Genomic DNA, 24,631 nt, shown 5'->3' with positions numbered 1-24,631 from the left:
CTCACCTTCGTCGGCCCCTACGAGCAGAAGCAGATCGGTGCCGCCATCCGCCGTGAACTGCTGCGCGAGGGCCAGGTCTTCTAGCCAAGCCGGTGGCGCCACCCTTCGGCACGTCCGGGGACAGGGTCCGGGTGCCGGTCCGGAGGGAGTGCACCGGCTCGACCGGGTCCTGTCAATGCCCCCAACAGGACTTTGCCGCACGGAAGTTCACAGTGACCGCGACGGGTTGACACCCCGATTTCGCGCACCCATCATCGGTGGAACTTCGGCGAGGCTCCTCGCACATCCCGCTGTCCGATCGGTCATCGGGCCTCGCAGAGCATGTTTTGAATCGTTTCAGAAGTTGCGTTTCAGACACCGTGTTCCAGACATTGCGCTTCCGTGTTTGCCGTGTTCCCGCACCTGCCCCGGGAGGTTTCCATGCGTCGTCGCTCCTCGCTGAGCAGATCGCCAGGTCGGTACCACTTGCTCAGCCTCGCCGTGGTCGCGGCGACCGTGCTGGCCGCAGGTCCCGCGCCGTCCGCATCCGCGGAGGCCTCGACGGCGCCGACGGGCGTCGGCAAGGCGGCCCTCGACCCCCTGAACTACTCGCCGACCTCCCGCACCCTCGAGCCGACCGCCGTCCACCGAACATCCGGCAGCGTCACAGACCCGCAGAACGTCCTCAGCGGGCAGCCGACGCGGATCTCCGGCGCGCAGTCGGCCATCACCCTCGACTTCGGCAAGGAGGTCGGCGGCCTGGCAACGTTGTCCTTCGGCAGCACCAGCGGCAGCGGCCAACGGGTCGGCCTGGCCTTCAGCGAGTCGTCCCTGTACGTGGGCAACAACAGCGACCGCAGCAGCGGCCGCGACGGCGAGGACGGCGCCCTCTACGCCACGGCCTCCGCCGACGGCACCTACACGATGCCCACCGCGAGACAGCGCGGCGGCTTCCGCTACCTCACCGTCTTCCTCGACACCTCGGGCTGGGTGGACCTCAAGGGCGTCAGCCTCGACTTCACCGCGGCGCCGGGGAAGGCCAACCCGGCCGACTACGCCAACTACTTCCACTCCAACGACGACCTGCTCAACCGCATCTGGTACGCGGGGGCGTACACCGTGCAGCTCAACACGATCGCCTCCGACCAGGGCCGCGCCTGGCCCCCGCCGGCCTCGGAGTGGGACAACGGCGCGACCGTGGGCGTCGGCGACTCCGTCCTGGTCGACGGGGCCAAGCGCGACCGTACGGTGTGGCCCGGCGACCTGGGCATCGCCGTACCGACGCAGTACGCGTACTCAGGCGACCTCACCTCGACGCGCAACGCGCTCACCACGATGTACGAAGCACAGTCGGCGGAGGGTGAAATCCCCTGGTCGGGACCGCCGTTCAACCTCACCGGCTCGGACACCTACCACACGTGGACGCTGCTGGGCACGGCCACGTACTACACCTACACGGCCGACCGGGCGTGGCTGGACTCCGCGTGGGCCGACTACAAGCGCGGGATGGCCTTCATCATCGACAAGATCGACGGCAACGATCTGCTCGACGTGACCCGCACCCAGGACTGGGCCCGGGTCGGTCAGGGCGGCGAGAACATCTCCGCCAACGCGCTGCTGTACGCCGCGCTCAAGGGCGGGGTCACGCTGGCCACGGTCAAGGGCGACAACACACTCGCCGCGAGCTGGGCCGAAAGGGCGGCCGCCGTCAAGGCAGCGGCCAACTCCCGCCTGTGGGACGCCTCGAAGGGCATGTACAAGGACAACCCGACCAGCGGCCTGTACCCGCAGGACGGCAACTCCCTCGCGGTCTGGTACGGGTTGACCGACTCCGCGGCCAAGTCGAGGAGCATCGTCGCGGGGCTCGGCAACAACTGGGGCATCTACGGCCCCACCACTCCCGAATGGGGCAGCAATGTGTCGCCCTTCGCCGGCGGCATGGAGCTGAACGCCCGCTTCACCGCCCATGACGACCACGGCGCCCTCGCACAGATCCGCCGCACCTGGGGCCACATGCTGGGCAGCGACATCGGCACCAGGAGCACCTTCTGGGAGGGCGTCAAGGCGGACGGCGGCCTCGCCTACGGCGGTTCCTTCATGAGCCTGGCCCACGGCTGGTCCACCGCGCCCACCTCCACGCTCACCTTCGACGTGCTCGGCACCGCACCGGAGTCGGCGACCGGCGCGTACCGCTTCGTCCCTCACCCGGGCGACCTGACCAGCGCCGAGGGCCGCATCACCATGCCCCAGGGTGCGATCAACGCCTCCTGGTCCCGCAGCCCCGCCGCCGGCACCTACGCGGCTCAGCTCACCAGCCCGTCCGGCACCACCGGCCGTATCGGCGTCCCGAAGCTGGGCGGCTCCGACATCTCGGTGTCCGTGAACGGCAACGCCGTCTGGAACAACGGCACCTTCACACCGACCTCCGGCATCACCGGAGCGAGCCAGGACGACACCTACGTCTACCTGACCGGCGTCGCCCCGGGCAGCTACGACGTGACCGCAAGCGGACTGGGCAATCCCCCGGCACCCGCCGAACCCGGTACCGGCGCCCTGCGGGCGGGCTTCACCCGGTGCGCGGGCGAGGGCGGCACCTGCTCCTTCAGCGGCACCCGTGCCGTGGCCTACGGGGCCGGGACGTACAGGTACAAGACCGTGACCGGCAGCACCGCCTGCACCAACGCCTCCTTCGGCGGCGATCCGGCGGCGGACCTGGTCAAGTCCTGCTACGTCGCCGACGCGGGCGGCCCGCCCGGATACACGGTCTGCGCGGCCGAGGGCGGCACCTGCGCCGTGCCCGGCTACAACCGTGATGTCGCCTACGGGGCCAACGGCAACTTCGCCCACCAGGTCGCCAAGGGCTCCGTCGCCTGTACCAACGCCCACTTCGGCGACCCCGTCGACGGGGTCGCCAAGTCCTGCTACCTGCCGCCCGCCGGAGGCCCGCCCGGCGGCTGGACCAAGTGCGCGGACCAGTACGGCACTTGCCCAGCCGTCGTCGGACAGCCGGTGATGTACGGCGCCTTCGGCGCGTTCGCCACGGTCACGGCCACCGGCGACACCCCTTGCACCGACGCCACGTTCGGCGACCCGATCCCCGGCGAGTCGAAGGCCTGCTACACCGCCGTCGGCGGCCCGGCCGGCTATGCCACCGTCTGCTCCGCCGAAGGCGGCACATGCGCCTTCGGCGGACAGCGGACCGTCGCCTACGGCGCACGGGGCCGCTTCCTCTACAGGTCGTTCACCGGCGGCACCGACTGCACGACGGCGGCGTTCGGCACCGATCCCCTGCCCGGCGTGAGCAAGGCCTGCTACCTCACGTCCTGAGAAGCGCCGGGGCGGTGGACGGCGCTGTCCCCCGCCCGATCGCGCAAGCCGTCACAGCACGTCGCGTGTCAGAGCGACGGACCATGGGTCCAGGTGCCGACGAGCAGCTCCCCGTCCGACGGGCTACTCGTCCTCGGTCTGTGCCGTCAACGCGAACGCCAGCATTGCCGTCGTCGTGAAGTCCAGCGCGGGCTCCACGGTCTGCCAGGCGCCCACGTCGTCGACGTACCGCGACCCCTTGCCGTCGAAGTCGGTCCAGGCTCCTGACGGCGGGGCGGCCGTGCACTTCTTCATGGTCGGGAAGCCGTTCAACTCCTCCAGCTTCGAGGCGGCGTTGGGGCCGTTGACCACGGCGCCCCGCAGGATGGCGCCCTTCCCGTCGTCGCTGCCCCTGAGGTTGGCCAGCTGGTGTTCCGGGCAGTGCGGGTAGACCTCACCCGCGCCGATCACGAAGCTGGTTCCCCAGGGGTTGGAGCCGAGGGCCCAGCCTCGCTGCCGGCCGGCGAAGGCCGCGTAGCGGGTGTCCCCGGTCGCCTTGGCGTAGAGGCGGGCGGTGGCCACCAGCCCGAAGGTGTGCGGTACGGCGTCGAAGTCGTCGTAGACAGCGCCGGCACGGAATGGGTCGTTCCCGGCGCGGGTGACTCCGTCCTCCAACTGGCGGCGCAGGTCCTCGTACAGTTCCTCGGCCCCGATGCCGTTCGCCCGGGTACCGTTCAGGACGGTGGCCAGGTCAGTGTGGGCCAGGGCGCTGACGTCCGCGACGCCAAGGGTGCCCTGGACGTCGGAGTCCAGATAGGCACCGGCCCATCCGGCCGCGGCGTCCGCCCAGTCGCCCTCCCTGTCGTCCCCGAGTTCCCGTGCGGCCAAGGCCAGTTCCGCACCGCCGAACTCCATGTCGTCCTGCCAGGAGTCCTCGGGATAGAAGGCGTCGGGGAACGCGGTGAGGAGCGGTTCGTCGGGGTCGGGCTCGGGGTCGGCCAGGTCGTAGACGGCGGCGGCCTTGTCCAGCCAGGCCTGGGCCTCCTCCGGGTCCGTGTCGGCCGCACGCTGTGCGGCGAGGGCGAAGGCCGCGGCCACCCGGCCCGCCAGGTTGGGGCTGATCGGCTCGCCCGGGTCGGCCGCGCGGAACACCGGCCGGTGCTTGATCGTGTAGTCCGGGTCGCCGGGAGACACATCGAGGCGGTCGTCGGCCTCCGGGAGCCGCCACACGTCGTGATCCGTCCGTACGGCGTCACTTCCCACGCCGATGCCGACCTGGACGTAGAGGGTCTCGCGGTCCTCGTCCCACATCTTGTCCAGCCAGTCCAGCCCGTGCGTGGCCTCGGCGGACAGTTCCGCCATGTCCGGCAGGTCGCGCTGGGCGAGCAGGAGTTCAGCGACCGAGTAGGAGGTGGTGCCGGTGAACTTGAGGAAGTCCCCCGCGTCGAACCAGCCTCCGGAGACGTCGACCCGGTCGCCGGTCGGGGTCAGCTGCTCGTCGAGGAGTTCGGTGCCCTCCTCGTCGTATTCCGGGGCGGCGTAGACCGTCGCGTCCTTGTCGGCCAGATGAGAAGGCCCGTGCTGCAAGGCACCGGGCAGCACGTCGGCTCCGTCGCGCTGCGCTTGCAGGAAGCGCACGTTGTCCCGGACGAGCGGGGTCATCAGCTCGTCGGCGTCGGCGATCCGGAAGGCAGGAGAGCGACCGGCCGCGGTCCCGGTGAGGAGGATGCGGTAGGTGCCGGGGGTGTTCAGCGCTGTGAGGTCAGCGGTACGCACTGCGGGGTACTTGGCGTTCCAGCGGCCGGTGGTGGCCCCGAGTCTCCCCGTCGAGACGACCTTGTTCTTGGCGTCGACGACCTTGAAGCGCGCTCCCGCGAGTGCCGCCGGGGAGCCCATGACGTAGGCCTGCTTCGCTTCGCCGCGTACATAGCCGACCTGGTCGACCCGGATGACCGCCTCGGTGGAGGCAGACGCAGTGTCGCCGTCGTGGAGCAGGCCGTGCAGGCATACGGCGAGGAGCAGGGCGCCGAGGCCCGCAGCGATGCCGACCAGCAGTCGGGCTTTGCGCGGAGAGTTCATGTGCACACGGTGCCAGGGCACTCATGCGATGCGGCCACGGCGTGGGCCGGATCCAGCCGAGGCGGCCCGGCCGTGGAGGGGTGCCGGGCCGGTTTGACGCCCTTTTGGTTAACCGCTATCTATTGGGGGTCGCAGAGGAGGGTGGCCTCGGTCCCGTCCTACGGGCGCCCGTACCAGCACCGTCGACACCCTGGCCGACCCGGCGCACCCACTGACGCACCGCCCCGCGGCTGAACGCCATGACGGCCTGTCTGCCCACGTCTGTGCTGCTCGGCGTCCGGCTGCTCGCCCGTCGACCCGGCCGCGCCGCCCTGGCCTCGGCGGGCACGGCCGCCACCGCCATCATGGTCACCGCGCTGCTCACCGCCGTACTCGCCATCCTGACGGTCGTCGGAGCGCTGACCGCCCTGCCCGCGTGGGCTCACACCCGCAGCCCCGCCGGGCGCGCCCTCAACGCCGAACCCGCCGTCTGACGGACCGTGTCGGTGATTCGAGGGGCGTTCAGGCGTAGGCGTCCTCGACGGCGACTCGTCGTACCGTGCGCAGCGTCGACCGGAGACTGTCCAGGTCGGTCGAGCCCAGAGCGAGGCGGATCGCCTGCGGTGTGTGCATCGAGGTGGTGAACGGCTCGGCCGTGGTCACCGAGATGTGCCGGCGCGCGAGGGTTGCGGTCAGGCGATCGGCGCGGGCGTCGTCGGGCAGCGGCAGCCAGGTGAAGTAGGACGAGGGGTGGCCGATGAGCGGCAGGCCTGCCAGCTCCTGCCTGGCGAGTGCTTGGCGGGCCTTGGCGTCCTCTCGTTTCTGCGCTTCCAAGTCGTCCACCGTGCCGTCCTCGAGCCAGCGGCAGGCGATCGCGGTGGTGAGGGCCGGGGTGTTCCAGGTGGTCGCCCGAATCGCGCGTTCGAGCGACGGCACCGCAGAGGGCGGGGCGACGACGAAGCCGACCCGGAGGCCGGTGGCGACGCTCTTGGAGAGTCCCGAGACGTAGACGGTGATGTCCGGCGCGGTCGCGGCCAGCGGCGGTGGCGGGTTCTCCACCAGGTAGGCGTAGGAGGCGTCTTCGACGAGGAGCGGGCCGTGCTGTCGGGCGATCTCGATCAGGCGGGTCCGGTCGGCTGCCGGCATGACCCAGCCCAGCGGGTTGTGCAGGGTGGGCATGGTGTAGATCGCGCGCACGGGACGGGCCGCGCACAGCCTCTCCAGGGCATCGAGATCCGGCCCGTCGGCGGTTACGGGGATGGGCTCCAGGTCGAGACGGCAGGCATGCGCGAGCACCTTGAAACCCGGGTAGGTGAGTGCGTCGACCGCGACGACGTCGCCGGCGTCGAGCGCGGCCATGACGGTGATGGCCAGGCCGTGCTGCGCACCGTTGACGATGAGGATCCGATCCGCGTCGGTGGTGATTCCCCGACGCCTCAGGTGCCGTGCGATCGTCGCTCTGTCCTGGGGACGCCCTCGGTGTGGCTGGTAGCGCAGCAACGAGTCGAGGTCGCCGGAGGTGGCCACCTCCCGCAGGGCCTGGCGAAGGAGATCGGCCTGCCCGGGCAGCGACGGAGAGTTGAAGCTGAGGTCGACCGCATCCGTGGCGACGAACTGCTGATCGATGCCGTGACCGGCGGGAACCGCGATGTCACGCACGAACGTGCCGCGGCCCTGTTCCCGGCTCACCAGACCCATCGTCTCCAACTCGGCGTACACCCGGGTCGCGGTCACCACGGCGATGCCCTCACGGGCGGCGAGCCCGCGGTGGGTCGGCAGCCGCATGCCTGCGGTGAGCCGACCGGTCCGGATGTCGGATGCGAGCGCGTCGACCAGCGCTTTGTACCGCGAGGCTGCCATGCACCGAATTGTATGCATGACAATTCTTTGACTGTCCTGTTCGCGGGTCCTTACCGTCGAGGACCACCCGTCCACCCGGAAGGACAGCCGCCGTGCACATCGCCATCCTCACCTTCGAGGGCTACAACGAGCTCGACTCCCTGATCGCGCTCGGTGTGCTCAACCGCATCAAGACCGACGACTGGCGCGTCACCATCTCCACCCCCGCCCCCAAGGTGACGTCGATGAACGGGGTGGTCATCGAGCAGATGTCCACCCTTGAGGAAGCCTGCGCCGCCGACGCCGTCATCGTCGGCAGTGGCATCGCCACCCGCGAGGTCGTCGAAGACCCGGCGATCATGGACGTCCTGGGCCGCCTGGACCCCTCACGCCAGCTCATCGCGGCGCAGTGCTCCGGCGCGCTCGTGCTGGCCAGGCTCGGCCTGCTGGGCGGCATCCCCGCCTGCACCGACCTGATCACCAAGCCCTGGGTCGTCGCGGCCGGCGTCGAGGTGCTCGACCAGCCCTTCTACGCCGAGGACAACATCGCCACCGCCGGCGGCTGCCTGGCCTCGCACTACCTCGCCGCCTGGATCATCGCCCGCCTCGAGGGCCACGACGCCGCCGAGAGCGCGCTGCACTATGTCGCCCCGGTCGGCGAGAAGGAGGAGTACATCGAGCGCGCCTGGCGCAACATCACCCCCTACCTGCCCGCTCCGGCACCGGCGCTCGCCTGAACCACCGGTCGCAGGCTCTTCGGGCGGCGCCGACGAGCAGCAGGCGACGGAGTGAGCTCGTCGAGGCCGGGGCGCTCGACCGGGCGGCGGACGGCGGCTTCACCGTCGGCATCCGGATAGGGCCTGAGGGCGCACACTCCGCGCACCCTCACTCGGCTGGCAGCCGCGGTCGGGGTTGCGACAGGGGGACGGCTGATCGGTGCGTCACGACGGCTTGACGTGGGATCGGGGCCGCCGGTGGGCGGCCCCGTGGGGTCATCGTCGCCAGGAGCCCTGGGGGGTCACGCTCGGGCAGGCGGGTGGGGGTAGGCGGATTCCCGGTGCTGGAAGGAGAGGATCTTCGGGTTCTGGACGACGCCGTCGCGGATCTCGATGGCCTTCTTGACCGTGACGTCGCGGTCCCATGCCACGGGACCGCTCATGACCTTGCGCAGATAGGGAAGGAGCGCCTCGCTGATCTCCCAGGTGGCGGAGTTCCACAGGTGGGACGGGCTGTGGTCCACCGAGTAGTAGTGGCAGCCCGGCCCCACCTCGAACATGGGCTCACCGAAGGTGGTCGGGCGGGCCCAGCCGAAGCCCATGCCCTCGTCGCAGGCGACGTCGATGAAGAAGGTCCCCGGCCGGAACAGGGCGAGGTCCTCGTCGGTGACGAACATGAGCGGGGCGTCGGTGTCCTGCAGGACGCAGTTCACGATGATGTCGAACCCGGCCAGATACTCCGCCAGCGGCATGGACCCGGCCGCGGTGACGGCCCGCAGACGCGACGGATCGTCCTCCTGCTCCTCGAAGTGCCCCATGACCACCGAGGGCATCGGCGAGGCCACCGCCGCGGCGGCCCGCTGGGTGAGCACCGTGACATCGGTGACCCCCATGGCGCCCAGGCCCGTGACCGCTCCGCGCGCCGTGGCGCCGAAGCTGATGACCGCCGCGCGCAGGCGGCGCCCGTAGTGGCCGGTCAGCCCGCCGAGCTGGAGGGCGTGCAGCACCGAGCAGTAGCCGGCGAGCTCGTTGTTCTTGTGGAACACATGAACGCTGAAGGCGCCCGTGGAGGTCCAGTGGTTCATGGCCTCCCAGGCGACCAGGGTCAGCCGCCGGTCGATGGCGATCTGGGTCATCTTCTCGTCCTGCACGCAGTGCGGCCAGCCCCACAGCACCTGGCCCTCGCGCAGCTCGACGACGTCGTCGTGCATCGGCTTGGGCAGCAGCATGACGTCGCACTCGGCGATGAGCTGCTCGCGGGAGCGCAGGCCCGCCACCAGTGGTCGCAGTGCGTCGTCGGCGACGCCGAAGCGTCGGCCGTAGCCCTGTTCGAGGAAGATCCTCGCCCGTATGTCCGGGGCGATCCGGTCGAGGTGGCGCGGGTGCAGCGGCAGGCGGAACTCGTTCTCCTTGCGGGAGGAGGCGAGTACTCCGAGACTCATCAGACTCATGTGGGGCGGCTCATTTCCGACCGGACGCGATGCGCTCCGGCATTGCCGTTCCCCGAGGGCGACGCCGAAACGGATGACGGCGTGCGAAGTGCGCTCGGTACCGCCACCCTACTCCCGTCCAGTTCAAGGGCGGCGAGGCGGACCATGATCCACCGACTTCGGAAGCAGCCCGCACACGGCACATCGCTCCGGCGTACGCCCTTCGGCAATCCGGTTCCGGCCGGGGTCGTCAGCCGTCGGCGATGCCGGCGCCGCTGAGGGCGGGCACCGTCTTCTCCGGGCGGGCGAGGGAGCGGGCGCCGAGGCGGAACTGGTCGAGTCTGTCGACGATGCTCTGGCCGACGGGCAGGTGGCCCCATGTGCTGATGCCCTGGTGGGTGGAGGGCTGCCAGGTGGTCTCGTCGATGACGATCGGGTTCCAGCCGACCTCCCACTCGAAGCCCGAGGGGGTGCGGGCGTAGTAGGAGAGTTCCTTGTCGTTGGTGTGCCGGCCGATGGAGAGGGCCATGTCGAAGCCGAGTTCGTGCACCCGCTCGTAGCTGCGGGCCAGGTCGTCGAGCGAGGCGGCCTGGATGTTGAGGTGCTGGACTCGCGTGCGGACCGGGTCGATCGGCAGGCCTCGGACGGCGGCGATCGCGATGGAGTGGTGGCGTTCGTTGACCCGCAGGAAGCGGATCTTGAGCTTGACTCCGTTGATGGTCTCGTCGATGTAGTCCGTCAGACGGGCGTCGAAGACCGTGTTGAAGTAACCGCGCATCAAGGCGGGCTTGGCGGAGGTGATGGCGACATGGCCCATGCCCGCGTCGCCGGTGACCCAGCCGGACGCGAGCATGCGCAGCGGTTCGGACGAGGTGACGGGCGTGGTGTAGATCTCCTGGGTGATGCCCTTGGGGCCGGGAAAGCGCAGCAGGCGTTCGACGCCGCGCAGCTCCGCCTCCTCCTCGGTGCCTTCGACGAGCGGCACGCCGTGGGCGCGTATGCGGTGCTCTATGCGTTCGAAGGTGGTGTGGTCGTCGATGTGCCAGCCGAGGGCGACGACGTCCTCGGCCGGTCCGCGCCGCAGCAGGAAGCGGCATTCCTGATCGTCGAGGCGGAACCGCATGACGTCCGTGTCGAGGTCGTCGCGATGCATGCCGATGGCGTCGGTGCCGAAGCGACGCCAGTCGGCGAAACGGTTGCTCTCGATGACCGTGTAACCCAGGTGGACTGCGCCGAAGACGGATGCTCCCGGGGCAGCGTTCATCGGCGGCCTGCCAGGAAGGCGGCGCACAGCCGGTTGAACAGCTCGGCGCGCTCGAACTGCACCCAGTGCCCGGTGTTGGCGACCTCGTAGAGATCGCAGTCGGGCATACGGTCGGCCAGCATGCGGCCGCCGGACGGACGGTTGACCTTGTCCGCCGCGCCCCACAGCACCAGCGTCGGCACGGGCAGCCGGGACAGCCGGTCGTCGCGGGTGAAGTCCATCTTCCACAGCGTGCGCAGCGCGTTCGGGCCGGAGGGGCGGCGCAGCGGCGGAGCCGCGATCACCTCGGGATCGATGCTGGCCGCATAGCGCGCGTCGATGACGGCGTCGGGCACGTCGGCGGCGTTGAAGACGAGGTGGTTGCGGATGAACTTCTCCAGTTTGAGGCGCGAAGGCCCGTCCCCGGAGTAGTAGTTGAGCAGGCTGTTGAGGCCGGGGGTGGGCAGTGCGCGGGTGGTGCCGATGCCGCCGGGGCCCATGAGAACCATCCGCCCGACCCGGTCGGGGGTGTCCAGGGCGAGGCGCAGGGCGCAGGCGCCGCCGTAGGAGTTGCCGACCAAGTGGGCCTTCTCCAGGCCGAGTTCGTCGAGCAGGCCGCGGATGAGGTCGGCGAGGTACCCGAAGGGGTCGGCGCCGTCCATGCCCTTGGTGCTGCGACCGTAGCCGGGCAGGTCGGGGACGATGACCCGATGGGCCTTGGCCAGCTCGGCGATGTTGCGGAAGTAGTTGGAGACGCCGGAGGCGCCGGGGCCGCCGCCGTGCAGCAGCAGGACGGGCAGGCCGTCACCGGTCGGGTCACCGGTCCCACCGGTCTCCGCGACGAAGATCTTCTTGCCCGCGACGTCGAGCAGGGACTCCTGCATGGGCGGCGGTGCGGTGTGCGTGGTCATGGCGTTCCTCAGCTCACGGTCGAGGCGATGGCTTGCGATGCCGGTGCGAAACCGGCCGGGGGCGGCGGGAGTGGGGCGCCCTGGGGAGCGGCGGCGTAGACATAGGCGTCCGGGCGCAGGGCGAGCGTGGCCACGCGGTGCTGTGTCATCCAGGCGAGCAGCACGCCGTCGCTGTCGACGATCGCGCCCTCGGCCGGGCGGGAGCCTGCGGGCAGGACGGTCAGCGAGGGGGTGCCGCAGCGGTCCCACGGGGACTGCGCGGCGGGCAGGCCTCCGTGCAGGAGCAGCCAGCGACCGCCGAGCACATCGTCCAGCCGTACCCGCCCGCCGTCGGGGCCGGTGACCCAGGGCTGGGGGATCTGGCGTCCGGAGGCCTTCGTGCGCGGGCGGGCCAGAAATCCCTCGGCGTAGCGGGCGACCGGTATCCAGTGCGCGTCCACCAGCCGGCCGCTGACGGCGGACATGCGGCGGACGGCGTGCAGCACGGTGTCCCGGGCACGGGCGAGGGGCAGCCGCCGTTCGGTGATGATCTTCCCCGTGAACACGGCCCGCCGGGTGATCTCCTTGACGTGCGGCTTGCGTTCGGCCTCGTAGGAGTCGAGGACGCGGTCTCGGGCAGTTCGCCGCGCAGCACGGCGGCGAGCTTCCAGCAGAGGTTGGCCGTGTCCCGCACCCCGGCGGCCATGCCCTGACCGATCCACGGCGGCATGGCGTGGGCCGCGTCGCCCGCGAGGAAGACCCTGCCGACGCGGAAGCGGGCGGCGAAGCGGACGTGGTGGCTGTAGACGGTGGCCCGCAGGATCTTGATCTGGTCCCGGCCGATCCCGTACCTGGCCACCATGGCATGGATCGCGTCGTCGGTGGTCAGGTGCTCCTCGTCGTCGCCGGGCAGGATCGGGAACTCCCAGCGGTGGTGGCCGAGGGGGGTCGGGCAGTCGACCGCGGGGCGGGCGGGGTCGCAGCGGAAGCGCAGCCGGTCGTGGTCCGGCCAGGGCTTGAGCATCTCGGTGTCGACGACCACCCAGCGGTCCTCGTACGTCCGTCCCTCGTAGCCCACGTTCAGCTGGGCGCGGGTGAGACTCGAGCCGCCGTCGGCCGCGATCACGTACTTCGCGCGCACCCGCCGTACGGAGTCGTCGGCGGTCCCGACCACCGTCAGCTCCACCCCGTCGGCGTCCTGGCGCAGCCGCAGGCACTCGTGCCGCAGCAGGATCTCGACGCCGGGATAGCGGTCGACGCCGTCGCGCAGGACCTGCTCCAGCGCGGGCTGGTAGAGGAACATCTGCGGCGGGTGGCCGTGTCCGCGCGGCGAGGGGCAGGCGCTGAGGAAGGTGCGGCCGCGCGCGTCGACGAAGTCCAGCGGCCGCTCGGCCAGCATGTCCTCCTTAAGCCGGTCCGCCAGCCCGATCCGCTGCCAGATCCGGATGACCTCCTCGTCGGTGGAGATGGCCCGCGCCCGGGAGTAGATCTCCGCGTCGCGCTCCAGCACGAGCACCCTCAGTCCCAGCGCTCCCAGCAGGTTCGCCGCGGTCACGCCGGTGGGCCCGTACCCGATCACCGCCACGTCGTACGCAGTGCCCCCGCCGCAGTCCGCGGCTCCGACCTCAGCTCCGACCTCGGCTCTTTCCTTGGCTCTTTCCTTGGCGCTGACATGGCTCACCAGGCCACCTCGCTGTCTTCCATCGGCTCATTGTTGTAGCGTTTACTACAATTGGAATGTTCGCTACGCTAATCCGGCCGGCGGAGACGGTCAAGAGTCGGCGCGGGTGCGCCGCATCCACACCCGCATCCGAGGCCACTCGTCGAGCCCGTCGGCACGCGGCGTGGCCTGCGGCCGGAAAGACTGGATCGACGTCGCCTCGACCTGCTCACCCCAGAAAGCCGAGAGACCTCCTCATGACCACCGCACCCCGCCGGATCGACGTCCATCAGCACGTCATCCCGTCCTTCTACCGCGACGCCCTCGCCAAAGCAGGCATCGCCGAGGCGGGCGGCCGCGCCCTGCCCGACTGGAGCCCCGAGGCCGCCCTGGAGCTGATGGACCTGCTGCGGGCCGAGACGGCGATCCTCTCCGTCTCCACCCCGGGCACCGGCTTCCTCACCCACCCCGGCGAGGCCGCCGACCTGGCCCAACGACTCAACGACCACTCGGCGTCCGTCGCCGCCGAACACCCCGACCGCTTCGGGTGGTTCGCCACACTGCCCATGCCCGACATCGACGCGTCGGCGCAGGAGGCGGAGCGGGCCCTCGCCCGGCTCGGGGCGGACGGGGTCACCCTGCTCGCCAACAACCAGGGCGCCTACCTGGGCGCCGAGGGCCAGGACTCACTGTGGCGCGTGCTCGACGAGCACGGCGCCGTCGTCTTCGTCCACCCCGCCGAACTCCCCGCACCCGCCGTCGACGGAATCCCCCCGTTCGCCGCCGACTTCCTCCTCGACACCACCCGCGCCGCCTACCTCCTGGTCCGCAACGGCATCCCGCGCCGCCACCCGAACATCCGCTTCGTCCTCAGCCACGCCGGCGGCTTCGTCCCTTACGCCTCGCACCGCATGGCCGTCGCCATCGCCGCCGACACCGGACGCAGCCCCCTCGACACCCTGGACGACCTGCGCGACTTCTACTACGACACCGCTCTCTCCGCCAGCCCCGCCGCCCTGCCCACCCTGCTCGCCTTCACCCGCCCCGGACACGTCCTGTTCGGCAGCGACTGGCCCTTCGCCCCCACCCCTGCCTCCCAGTACTTCGCCAACGGACTGGACAGCGGCGTGGACCCCCACACGCTGACAGCCGTCAACCGCACCAACGCCGAAGCTCTCTTCCCCCGCCTGGCCACGAAGCCGGCCGGGCCGGCGCCGGCCCGGCCGCTCCCCGTGCGGCTGCGCCAGTCCGCCCGACGGGCCGGCGCCCGCCTCTTCTACAAGCTCATCCAGCCCGGAACCCACTGAGAGCCCGACCGCCGCCGCGCACCCGATGCCCCCGGAGACAGCCGATGCCCAGACGGCCGTCGCCACCGGCGGCGGGCGGAGTTGCCGAGGATCCGCCGGTCTCTCCGGATTCCGCGAGCTGACGACTCGTCAACTACCTCTGAGTCACGGCCACTTTACTGACCGGGTGGGGCAATTGGCGGCAAGCGGTGGTCTACTGAGGTACATGCCCCTTTTGGACGATGAGCGGGAAGCTCTCATCATGGGTGTGGCCATCGCAGGAGGCGGGTCGGCGCTCCTCCTCGTCGGCGGGCTCATCTGGGGATTCCCGTGGCAGGTGATCCTGCTCGTGGTGGCTTTCACGGTCGTGCTCGGGGTCGCGATCTCCGCCATGACATTGGCCGAGGTACGGCGTGACGCGGAGCGGCAGGCGCGCAGCCGCGCGATGCTGACCGCCTGGGCGGGCCGCAACGGAGGGCGTTGCGAAACAGACTTGGCCGCGCTCACCACCGACGGGGAGCAGTGGAAGCTCCCCGCGAGCCCGCTCTTCCGCGGCGAAGTGCTGGCCGTGGTGCACCGGGACGGCGTCGAGGTGGGCATCGCCTGCTCCATCGTCGACGACGGCCTCGAGGGCGGAAACAGCTGGTACACGGCGATCCTGGTCCGCCTCACCGAGGAGCGGCCGCCGACCCGACTGCACCGCCGGGAGATACGCCGACTGGATCTGCCGCCGGGCGTGGTGTCGGTGGAGACGGGTCGCCAGGAGCTGTGCGTGCGGTACGTAGGCTGGCCCGACGCGTCGCCGGTGCTGGACACGCGGGTCGACGCCGCCGTCCGCCTGGCGGCGAGCCCGCAGGAGGCGTGACGCCGACGCGTCCGCGCCCCCGGCCCCGGCCCCCGCTCCGGCCCGCGAGTCGCCCCGGTTCTTCACTGCTGTCGGCCGTACGACCAGGGCCGGGCAACCCGGGCGGAGGGAGACGCGGGGGCGCGTTTCCCTCCCCCGATCCGTTCCACACGCGTCCGCCATGTGGCCCACGCCACCATCCGAATGCCGGACACCACGGGCCGCATCCCTGACGGTCGCCGTACGGTGGCTGGTGCAGCTGGTTCGCCCCGTCCGCCAGGCGGGATGCGTCGCAAGAGGGAACCCGGTGGGAATCCGGGACTGCCCCGCAGCGGTGAGCGGGAACGACCGCCGTCATACGCACTGGGTCCACGCAGGGCCTGGGAAGCGACGGCCAGTAGGTGTCTCGTACGACTTCGTACGACACAGACGTGCCCGCGAGTCCGAAGACCTGCCAACTGCCCGCACCCGAACCACTCGTGTGCGGACATCCCGGTGACCTCGTGGGCGGGTCGGCGTACCTACCAGGCGGACGACCGCGCCGTACCTTGCGCAGTCGGTCTCCGTCCGGTTCGTCACCCCTTCGCGCTCGCGTCCCGTCCCCGGGATCTCAGGGATTCATCTCGCGAAGGAGATCTCCGTGACCACCAAGCCCGCAGCCGCGGCAGCACGGGCCACCGTGTACGGCTACCCCCGCCAGGGCCCGAACCGGGAACTGAAGAAAGCCATCGAGGGCTACTGGAAGGGCCGCGTCACCGCCGACGCCCTCCGGACCGCCGCCGCCGAACTGCGTGCCGACAACTGGCGGCAGATCGCCGAGGCCGGCATCCACGAGGCGCCCACCGGCGACTTCTCGTACTACGACCACGTCCTGGACACCACCGTCATGGTCGGCGCGATCCCCGACCGCCACCGGGCGGCCGTCGATGCGGACGCCCTGGACGGCTACTTCGCCATGGCGCGCGGTACCCAGGACGTCGCGCCGCTGGAGATGACCAAGTGGTTCGACACCAACTACCACTACCTCGTCCCCGAGTTGGGCCCGGACACGGTCTTCACGACCGACTCCACCAAGCAGGTCGCCGAGCTGGGCGAAGCCCTTGCCCTCGGGCTCACCGCCCGTCCCGTCCTGGTCGGCCCGGTCACCTATCTGCTGCTGGCCAAGCCTGCCCCCGGCGTGGCGGCGGACTTCGACCCGCTGACCCTGCTGGACCGTCTGCTCCCGGTGTACGCCGAGGTCCTCGCCGACCTGCGGGCGGCGGGCGCGGAATGGGTGCAACTCGACGAGCCCGCCCTCGTCCAGGACCGCACCCCGGCCGAGCTCAACGCCGCCGCCCGCGCCTGCCGCGACCTCGGGGCCCTCACCGACCGGCCCAAGCTGCTGATCGCCTCCTACTTCGACCGGCTGGGCGAGGCCCTGCCCGTCCTGGCCAAGGCTCCCGTCGAAGGGCTCGCCCTGGACTTCACCGACACCGCCGCAGCCAACCTCGACGCGCTGGCAGCCGTGGGCGGGCTGCCCGGCAAGCGTCTGATCGCCGGTGTCGTCAACGGCCGCAACATCTGGATCAACGACCTGTCGAAATCCCTCGCCCTGCTCGGCACCCTGCTCGGCCTGGCCGACCGGGTCGACGTGGCCGCCTCCTGCTCCCTGCTGCACGTCCCCCTCGACACGGCCGCCGAACGGGACGTCGACCCGCAGATCCTGCGCTGGCTCGCCTTCGCGAAGCAGAAGACCGCCGAGATCGTCACCCTCGCCAAGGGGCTGACCCACGGCACCGGTTCCATCTCGGCGGAACTGACCGCGAACCGGTCCGATCTGGCCTCCCGCGTGAACTCCCCCGTCACCCACGACCCTGCCGTCCGGGCCCGCGCCGAGGCCGTCACCGATGCTGACGCCCGCCGCTCCCAGCCCTACGCCGAACGGGCCGCGGCCCAGCGCACCCACCTCGGCCTGCCGCTCCTGCCGACCACCACCATCGGCTCCTTCCCGCAGACCGGCGAACTGCGCACCGCCCGCGCGGACCTGCGGGCCGGCCGGATCGACACGGCCGGCTACGAGGAGCGGATCAGGGCCGAGATCCAGGAGGTGATCGCCTTCCAGGAGAAGACCGGCCTGGACGTCCTGGTGCACGGCGAGGCCGAACGCAACGACATGGTCCAGTACTTCGCCGAGCAGCTCACCGGCTACCTCGCCACCCAGCACGGCTGGGTGCAGTCCTACGGCACCCGCTACGTCCGCCCGCCGATCCTGGCGGGCGACGTCTCCCGCCCCGAGCCGATGACCGTGCGCTGGACGACCTACGCCCAGTCCCTCACCCCACGCCCGGTCAAGGGCATGCTCACCGGCCCGGTCACCATGCTCGCCTGGTCCTTCGTCCGCGACGACCAGCCCCTCGGCGACACCGCCCGCCAGGTCGCCCTCGCCCTGCGCGACGAGGTGAACGACCTTGAGACGGCGGGCACTTCGGTCATCCAGGTCGACGAGCCCGCCCTGCGCGAGACGCTGCCGCTGCGCGCCTCCGACCACCCCGCCTACCTCGCGTGGGCGACGGAGGCGTTCCGGCTGACGACGAGCGGCGTCCGTCCGGACACCCAGATCCACACCCATATGTGCTACGCCGAGTTCGGCGACGTCGTCCAGGCCATCGACGACCTCGACGCCGACGTCATCAGCCTGGAGGCCGCCCGTTCCCACATGCAGGTCGCCCGCGAACTCGCCGCCCACGGCTACCCCCGCGAGGCCGGCCCCGGCGTCTACGACATCCACTCCCCGCGCGTCCCGAGCGTGCAGGAGGCGGCCGAACTGCTGCGCACCGGCCTCGAGGCCATCCCCGCCGAACGGCTGTGGGTCAACCCCGACTGCGGCCTGAAGACCCGCGCCTGGCCCGAGACCCGCACCTCGCTGGAGAACCTCGTCGCCGCCGCCCGCACGGTCCGCGGCGAGCTGACCGCGTCCTGACCGACCGTCCCGAGAGCCGGGGCGCCACGAGCGCCCCGGCCCCCACTCGGGTCCGGCCGAGGGCTCAGGAGCAGAAGTCGGCGATCGTGCGGGTGAGGATGTCGGTCAGGCGGTCCAGCGAGGCGAGGCCGACGTACTCGGTCGCCGCGTGGGCGCGCTCGCGGACCGCCCCTGGGTGATGGAGCCCGCCGCCTTCCTGCCCGACCTCGTCTGGAGCGGCAAGCACCCGACCGTCCCGCTGCGGCAGCTTCCCCGCGGGCAGCGCGCACGCCGCGTCTTCACCGTCGTACGCCGCGGCCGCAGCGGACATCCCGCCGTCCTGGCCTGCCGCAATGCCCTCTCGCGGGCGGTCGCCCTCGACTCCGACCGGGCGGAGGACAGCACGGCCCACCGGTGCCAAGGCCCTGTGCGGCAACTGAACAGAGCGCTCCGGTCTTGCCTCCCCGTGTCGGGTCCCGTTACCTTGCGGCGAGTCTCTGACCAGGTACGCGGTGCGGTCCGGCGCATCGGTGCCCGGCGAGCGGAACGGGCATCGGGTGACAGGTCGAGGCAAGGGACGGCAGGAGGCGCAGCACGGTCTGCTGACGAACATCGCCGCCGAGGCGGGGGTCTCGCTCAGCACCGTGTCCAAGGTGGTGCACCGGCGCCGGGACGTGGGCGCGGCGACCCGGGACCGGGTCGAGGAACTGCTGGCGCGGTACAGGTACGTCCGCCCGTGGGAACGGGATCCCGCGACGCCCCGGCAGATCATCGTCGTCTTCCGCGATCTGTCCGGTCCGTACACGCTGGAGGTCGCCCGGGGCATCGTGGACGCGGCCGGCGAGCTCGGCATCGACGTGGTCACCGGGACGACGAGCCGGCGGTCGATCTCCGGGTGGCTGGAGGAGTGCGTGGCGCTCGGCGCGGCGGGGATCGTGATCGTGATCTCGATGCTGGCCGAGGACGACCAGCGGCGGATCGTCGAGCAGCGGCTGCCCGTGGTGCTGATCGACCCGCTCAGCGCTCCGTCCGAGGACATCCCGAGCATCGGCGTGACGAACTGGAGCGGGGCCCGGGACGCCGTCCAGCATCTGCTGGAACTGGGGCACACCCGGATCGGCATGGTCGCGGGCCGGTCGCACTCCCTGGCCGGGGCGGCGCGCGTGCACGGTTACCGGGCCGCGCTGGAGGAAGCGGGGATCGGCTACGACCCCGCGCTCGTCCGCTCGACGGACTTCGACTACACCGAGGCGCTCGCGGCGAGCCTGCAGATCCTGCGAGCGGACGACCCGCCCACGGCCGTGTTCGCGGCCAGCGACGCGCAGGCCCTCGGTGTGCTGGAGGCGGCCCGTCAGCAGGGGCTGGCCGTGCCGGACGATCTGTCGGTCATGTCGTTCGACGACACGCTGGTCGCGGCGATGGCCTGCCCGCCGCTGAGCGCGGTGCGCCAGCCGTTCGAGGAGCTGGGGCGCGAGGCGACCCGGGTGCTGATGGATCTGGCCCAGGGCCGGCCGCCCGCGTCGCCGCGCATCGAGCTGGCGACGGAACTCGTCCTGCGGACTTCGACGTCCGTATGCCGCCGAGTCAATACTCCGTAACCCGCCGCCGCACGAAATCCTTTCGCAACGTGGCGGTGACAGTGCGGTGTCGCCTGCGAATACTGGCTTCCTCCCCGCACCTCCATTTCGAAGGAACGCCGTTGAGAAGATCCTGGGCGCGAAAGGCTTTCGCTTCGGCGACGGCCTTCGGCATGGGCGCGGCATTCGCCGTCGCCTCCGCGACAAACGCGTCGGCATATCAGCCGAGTACCGCGAATCTGTATACGGCGACCAACACCGCCGCGTGCAACAAGAGTCCCTGCGTGCTCTACCCGAAGTCGGCCCAGCTGCCGGACGGCCGGATCGTGGCCACGTTCGAGGACAGCGAGAGCGCTCCGGTGGGCCAGACGATGCCGGTCTACAAGAGCGACGACGACGGCACGACCTGGTCGAAGCTCACCGACGTCAAGGCCCCCGCCTATATGTCCGGCGACTCCCAGTACGCCAAGTACACGAGCAACTGGACCAACCCGTATCTCTACGTCCTCCCGCAGGACGTCGGCTCGCTGAGCGCCGGCACGCTGCTGCTCGCCGACATCGTCTCGGGCGACGACTACTACTACCAGGAGCAGAAGGCCGCCGACTCCAGTTGGACGCCGTCCGCCGACGGCGACCGCAAGGACGTGGCGCTCGCCCTGTACGCCAGTACGGACAGCGGTGCGACCTGGAGCTTCAAGAACATCATCGCGGCCGGCGGCTGGCAGGGCGGCAGCGCGGGCAGCGTCGGCCGTGTCTCGGCCGCCAACACCGCCGCCCAGGTCGACCCCGTGTGGGAACCCCACCTGCTCGCCCACAACGGCAAGCTGATCGCCTACTACTCCGACGAGGGCGACTACACCGGCTACGACACCACCACCGGCGCCCCGACCCTCGACCCGGCCAACGCCACGGCCACGGACTCCGGCGGTCAGGTCCTCCTGCACCGGACCTGGGACGGCAGCAGCGGCACGTCCTGGAGCAGCCCGGTCGTGGACGTCCCGGGCTCGACGGTGAACATGGGCGGCGGCAAGACGGAGATCGGCGGCGGCCGCCCGGGCATGACCACCATCGCCCCGACGACCGACGGCAAGTGGCTTCTGACGTACGAGTACTGGGGCGGCGGCACCAACGTCCGCTACCGGATCTCCGACGACCCGACGAAGTTCTTCTCGGCCACGGACGCCGCGATCACCGCGCTGCCCGTGCCCTCGGGCGGGAGCACGCTGTCCACCGGCGGCAGCCCGGTCCTCCTGCCGATGCCGGACGGCCGGATCGTCTACAACGCCGCCGGCAGCGGCAGCGTCTGGGTGAACGAGTCCGGTCTGAGCACCGGCACATGGAAGCAGTACCAGACGTCGATCGCGTCCGGGTACAGCCGCGGCCTCCAGTACGTCGACGGCACGGGACGCGTCCTCATCCTCCAGGCGTCCTGGAGCGGTGGCAGCGTCGGCCCCGTGAAGTACGCCGAGGTCGACCTCGGGCAGTCCGACGGCGGCTACAACCGCCTGGTCAACCGGCTGACCGGCCAGGTCCTCTCGACCGCGTCCGGCAAGACGCAGGACGCGAACCTCACCGGGAACACCCCCGATCTCGTCCTGGGCGCGGACTCCGCGGCCGACACCCAGCGTTGGCACCTGACCGCCAAGGGCGCCAACGTGACGCTGCTCAACAAGGCCGGGGGCCGCGCAGTCGCCATCTGGACCGGCAGCGCCACGGCCGGGCAGAAGCTGGCCCAGTGGGTCGACGACGGAGCCACCGACAAACAGTGGACCCTGGTCTCCTCGACCAGCGGCTACTACAAGCTCCGCTCGGTCCTCAACACCGGCCTCTACATGACCGGTTCGACCGCGGGCGGATCCGTCACCGTGGCGGCCTCGACCACCGACGGCTCGCAGGACTGGCAGCTGGTCCAGGACCCGCTCCCCACGGCCTCGACCTTCACTCTGAAGGGCGCGTACTCCGGGCGCTGCCTCGACGTCCCGAACGGCCAGACGGGCGTCCAGGTCCAGATCTACGACTGCTCGGGCAACGCCAACCAGACCGTCACCCGGACCACGGCCGGCGAACTGCGGGTCTCCGGCAAGTGTCTGGCCGCCGACGGGGACGGCACCACCGCGGGCACCAAGTTGATCCTGTGGGTTTGCAACGGAGAGACCAGCCAGCAGTGGTCCTTCCGGGTCGACGGCACCATCGTCAACCGCTCCAACGGCCTGGTCATCGATGTGACCGGCTGGGGCACGGCCAACGGTTCGAAGGTCCAGCTGTGGACCGGCCTGAGCAACGCGACCCAGCGGTGGAGCCGAAGCTAGCTCCTGACCAGGGCGGACAGCAGGGCGGCGCCACCGGATCCACCGGTGGCGCCGCCCTTCTCATGCCCGTCTCCCGCGGCTCACTCCCGCTCGACGGTCACGGGCACGCCGTGGTGCCGTAGGACCGTCGCGTCCCGCTCCTCGCCGACCAGCCGGACGGCGTCCCGTACGGGCGTGTCCAGGCTGGAGGAGCCCGCGTGGAGCAGGATCTCGCCGGGTTCGACGACTCGGCGGCCGTCCAGACCGGTGAAGGCCAGGCGGTCGGTGTGGACATGGAAGCGGACCGTCGCCCGCTCGCCGGGGGCGAGCGCCACCTTGGCGAAGCCGAGCAGGAAGCGCACCGGCCGGGTCACCTGCGCGACCGGGTCGACGGCGTACAGCTGGACGGTCTCCGCGCCCGGGACGCTCCCCGTGTTCCGCACCCGCGCGCTGACCGTGAACTCCCCGTCCGTCGGCACCGCTTCGCGGTCGACGGCGAGCGCGTCGATCTCGAAGTCGGTGTACGACAGCCCGTGCCCGAACGGGAACGCGGGCGTGGGGTCGAGGTTGGACAGAAAGCTCTGTCGGTCGCCGAGCGGCGGGTGGAGGTAGGTGTACGGCTGCCCGCCCGGCGAGGTGGGGATCTGCACCGGAAGCTTGCCGCTGAAGTTGGCCCGCCCGGAGAGGAGTCGGGCCACCGCGCGGCCGCCCTCCTCCCCCGGCAGAAAGACCTGCACCATGGCCGCGACGGCGGACGCGAACCGGCCCACGGCATAGGGCCGACCGCTGTTGACGACCAGTACGACGGGCTTCCCGGTCGCCGACACCGCCTCGATCAGCTCCTCCTGGACGCCAGGAAGGCGCAGGTCCTCCACGTCGCAGCCCTCGCCCGAGGTGCCGATGCCGAACATGCCCGCCTTGTCGCCGACGACCAGGATCGTGAGATCGGCGGCGGTGCAGGCCGCCACCGCGGCCGGGATGCCGGAGCGGTCCACGTCGCGGATCGGGCATCCCTCGGCGAACTCCCAGTGGACCGCGGGCAGTTCCTCGATCAGCGCGCCGCGAAGGGAGATCGCCTCGACGCCGTTGCCGAGGTCGTCGCGCTCGGCCAGGACGTGGTTGGGGAAGCTGTAGCAGCCGAACATGGTGCGTACGTCGTCGGCGCAGGGGCCGATCAGCGCGATCCGGCCGGTGGTCGCAAGGGGCAGGGTGCCGTCGTTCGACAACAGGACGGCGCTCGACTGCGCCACGGCGTGGGCCAGCTCGCGGCTCGCCGGCTTGTCCAGGTCGAGTTCGCCCGCGACGAGGGCGGGCGGCCGCGGGTCCCAGTCCGGGTCCAGGAGCCCGAGCTCGACCTTCTGCCGCAGCACCCGGCGCACGGCACGGTCGACCGACTCCTCTTCCACCAGCCCCTGTTGCACGGCGTGGACGAGGGCGTCACCGAAGCCGCGCTGGTCGGGCAGTTCGACGTCCAGGCCGGCGCTCAGGGCGAGTGCCCCCGCGCCGGGCAGGTCGGCGGCGACCCGGTGGGCGCTCACCAGGAAGGGCAGGGACCAGTAGTCGGAGACGACGGTGCCCTCGAAACCCCACTGCTCGCGCAGGACTTCGGTCAGCAGCCATCGGCTGGCGGCGGGCGCCTCGCCGTCGATCTCGGCGTACGAGTTCATCACCGAGCGCACACCCGCGGCGACGAGCCGCTCGAAGGGCGGCAGGATCACGTCGAGGAGTTCGCGGCGGCCGGCATGCACGGGGGCGTGGTTGCGGCCGCCCATGGAGGCGGAGTACCCGGCGAAGTGCTTGAGGGTGGCGTACACGCCGGCGCTCTGCAGCCCGGTGACGTACGCCTCCCCCATCTCCCCGACCAGGTACGGGTCCTCGCCGTAGGTCTCCTCGCAGCGGCCCCAGCGGTAGTCGCGGATCACGTCGACGACCGGGGCGAGTCCCTGGTGGACGCCGGCCTCGGCCATGTCGGCGCCGATGGCCGCACCGACCCGACGGATCAGCTCCGGGTCGAAGGTGGCCGCCATGCCGAGCGAGGTGGGGTAGATCGTCGCGCCGTAGGCGGTGAAGCCGGTCAGGCACTCGTCGTGCGCCATGGCCGGGATGCCGAGCCTGCTCTGCCGGACGATCTGCCGCTGGCGCTCGGCCAGGGCCCGGGAGTGCTCCAGGGCGGGCCGGGGCAGGGTGCCGTAGGGGCGGGTGAGCTGGCCCAGGCCGTGCCGGGCGGTCTCGGCGAGGTCGCCGACCCGGTCGAAGATGCTGGTGCCCGGCGCCACTTCCGGGCCGGCCGGTTCGACGTCCTCCCAGGCGCTGCTGAGCTGCGCGACCTTCTCCGGGAGGGTGAGGCCGGCGAGGAGGGCTTCGACCCGGTCGGGGGTCGGCAGGGTGGGGTCGGTCCAGGGCCGGTCGTCCTCCTGCTGGGGGATGCCGCCGTGGTCCGGCATGGTGGTCGTCATTCACGACTCCTCGGGGATTGCGGAGGTGCTCGCGAGGGGGCGCGCGGGGTGTGCGCGGGCACGCCGACGGGGCCGGGCGCGGTGCCCGGCCACTGCTCGGAGCGAACTGCTTGCTGAAGTG

Annotated in this window: 15 protein-coding genes, 1 pseudogene and 1 riboswitch; of the genes and pseudogenes, 8 read left to right on the top strand and 8 right to left on the bottom strand. The window is 71.2% G+C overall.

Annotation, left to right across the window (positions count from 1 at the left end; all coding sequences use genetic code 11):
- The first annotated feature begins 465 nt into the window (after positions 1–465).
- Entirely contained in the window at positions 466–3,306 is a 2,841-nt protein-coding gene (locus tag ACWD4O_RS45435) for an alpha-L-rhamnosidase-related protein (protein WP_451288964.1), read from the top strand.
- Between the two features lie 123 nt (positions 3,307–3,429).
- Here ACWD4O_RS45435 and ACWD4O_RS45430 read toward each other — a convergent pair whose 3' ends face one another.
- Positions 3,430–5,364 carry a glycoside hydrolase family 9 protein gene (locus tag ACWD4O_RS45430; protein ID WP_451288962.1) on the bottom strand — a complete coding sequence of 645 codons (1,935 nt, stop codon included), beginning with the start codon at positions 5,362–5,364 and terminating at the stop codon, positions 3,430–3,432.
- Between the two features lie 239 nt (positions 5,365–5,603).
- Here ACWD4O_RS45430 and ACWD4O_RS45425 point away from each other — a divergent pair, with 239 nt between their 5' ends.
- Positions 5,604–5,837, top strand: coding sequence for a hypothetical protein (locus ACWD4O_RS45425; protein ID WP_451288960.1), 234 nt, complete (start codon positions 5,604–5,606; stop codon positions 5,835–5,837).
- A gap of 28 nt (positions 5,838–5,865) precedes the next feature.
- On the opposite strand, the gene ACWD4O_RS45420 is transcribed toward ACWD4O_RS45425, so the two are convergent.
- Complete coding sequence (locus ACWD4O_RS45420; RefSeq protein WP_451288959.1) at positions 5,866–7,203, bottom strand: aminotransferase-like domain-containing protein; 1,338 nt, start codon at positions 7,201–7,203, stop codon at positions 5,866–5,868.
- A 92-nt stretch (positions 7,204–7,295) separates the two neighbouring features.
- On the opposite strand from ACWD4O_RS45420, the gene ACWD4O_RS45415 reads away from it, so the two are divergent.
- Positions 7,296–7,919 carry a DJ-1/PfpI family protein gene (locus ACWD4O_RS45415; protein ID WP_451288958.1) on the top strand — a complete coding sequence of 208 codons (624 nt, stop codon included), beginning with the start codon at positions 7,296–7,298 and terminating at the stop codon, positions 7,917–7,919.
- 281 nt (positions 7,920–8,200) lie between these two features.
- Here ACWD4O_RS45415 and ACWD4O_RS45410 read toward each other — a convergent pair whose 3' ends face one another.
- From ACWD4O_RS45410 to ACWD4O_RS45395, 4 genes and pseudogenes are all read right to left on the bottom strand, one after another.
- Entirely contained in the window at positions 8,201–9,349 is a 1,149-nt protein-coding gene (locus tag ACWD4O_RS45410; RefSeq protein WP_451288957.1) for a N(5)-(carboxyethyl)ornithine synthase, read from the bottom strand.
- Positions 9,350–9,578: 229 nt separating this feature from the next.
- Entirely contained in the window at positions 9,579–10,592 is a 1,014-nt protein-coding gene (locus ACWD4O_RS45405; protein ID WP_451288955.1) for a VOC family protein, read from the bottom strand.
- Positions 10,589–11,482: an alpha/beta fold hydrolase gene (locus ACWD4O_RS45400; RefSeq protein ID WP_451288954.1), complete on the bottom strand. Its 894-nt coding sequence runs from the start codon at positions 11,480–11,482 to the stop codon at positions 10,589–10,591. Before ACWD4O_RS45400 ends, ACWD4O_RS45405 begins: the two co-directional genes overlap by 4 nt.
- Before the next feature lie 8 nt (positions 11,483–11,490).
- Positions 11,491–13,046: pseudogene (locus ACWD4O_RS45395) on the bottom strand (bifunctional 3-(3-hydroxy-phenyl)propionate/3-hydroxycinnamic acid hydroxylase).
- Between the two features lie 332 nt (positions 13,047–13,378).
- Between ACWD4O_RS45395 and ACWD4O_RS45390 the strand changes: the two are divergent.
- From ACWD4O_RS45390 to metE, 3 genes are all read left to right on the top strand, one after another.
- A complete protein-coding gene (locus tag ACWD4O_RS45390; RefSeq protein WP_451288953.1) occupies positions 13,379–14,428 on the top strand; it encodes an amidohydrolase family protein in 1,050 nt (349 codons plus the stop codon).
- Positions 14,429–14,675: 247 nt separating this feature from the next.
- Complete coding sequence (locus tag ACWD4O_RS45385; protein ID WP_451288952.1) at positions 14,676–15,272, top strand: hypothetical protein; 597 nt, start codon at positions 14,676–14,678, stop codon at positions 15,270–15,272.
- Positions 15,273–15,494: 222 nt separating this feature from the next.
- A riboswitch (cobalamin riboswitch) is annotated at positions 15,495–15,724 on the top strand.
- Positions 15,725–15,891: 167 nt separating this feature from the next.
- Positions 15,892–18,210: a 5-methyltetrahydropteroyltriglutamate--homocysteine S-methyltransferase gene (gene metE / locus ACWD4O_RS45380; RefSeq protein WP_451288951.1), complete on the top strand. Its 2,319-nt coding sequence runs from the start codon at positions 15,892–15,894 to the stop codon at positions 18,208–18,210.
- A gap of 64 nt (positions 18,211–18,274) precedes the next feature.
- Here the strand turns inward: metE and ACWD4O_RS45375 are convergent, their stop codons facing one another.
- A complete protein-coding gene (locus ACWD4O_RS45375) occupies positions 18,275–18,520 on the bottom strand; it encodes a hypothetical protein (protein WP_451288950.1) in 246 nt (81 codons plus the stop codon).
- A 226-nt stretch (positions 18,521–18,746) separates the two neighbouring features.
- On the opposite strand from ACWD4O_RS45375, the gene ACWD4O_RS45370 reads away from it, so the two are divergent.
- Both ACWD4O_RS45370 and ACWD4O_RS45365 read left to right on the top strand, forming a co-directional pair.
- On the top strand, positions 18,747–19,787 hold the full coding sequence (locus ACWD4O_RS45370) for a LacI family DNA-binding transcriptional regulator (RefSeq protein ID WP_451288949.1): 1,041 nt from the start codon (positions 18,747–18,749) through the stop codon (positions 19,785–19,787).
- Between the two features lie 152 nt (positions 19,788–19,939).
- The gene (locus ACWD4O_RS45365) at positions 19,940–22,075 is read left to right on the top strand and encodes an RICIN domain-containing protein (protein WP_451288948.1); all 2,136 of its coding nucleotides are present in this window, start codon (positions 19,940–19,942) and stop codon (positions 22,073–22,075) included.
- Positions 22,076–22,155: 80 nt separating this feature from the next.
- Here ACWD4O_RS45365 and ACWD4O_RS45360 read toward each other — a convergent pair whose 3' ends face one another.
- On the bottom strand, positions 22,156–24,510 hold the full coding sequence (locus ACWD4O_RS45360; protein WP_451288947.1) for a glycoside hydrolase family 3 N-terminal domain-containing protein: 2,355 nt from the start codon (positions 24,508–24,510) through the stop codon (positions 22,156–22,158).
- Between the last annotated feature and the right edge of the window lie 121 nt (positions 24,511–24,631).

The organism is Streptomyces sp. NPDC002623 (genome assembly GCF_053592635.1).
Note: the sequence above shows the minus strand (reverse complement) of the source record. Positions and strands in the feature narration are given on the sequence as shown.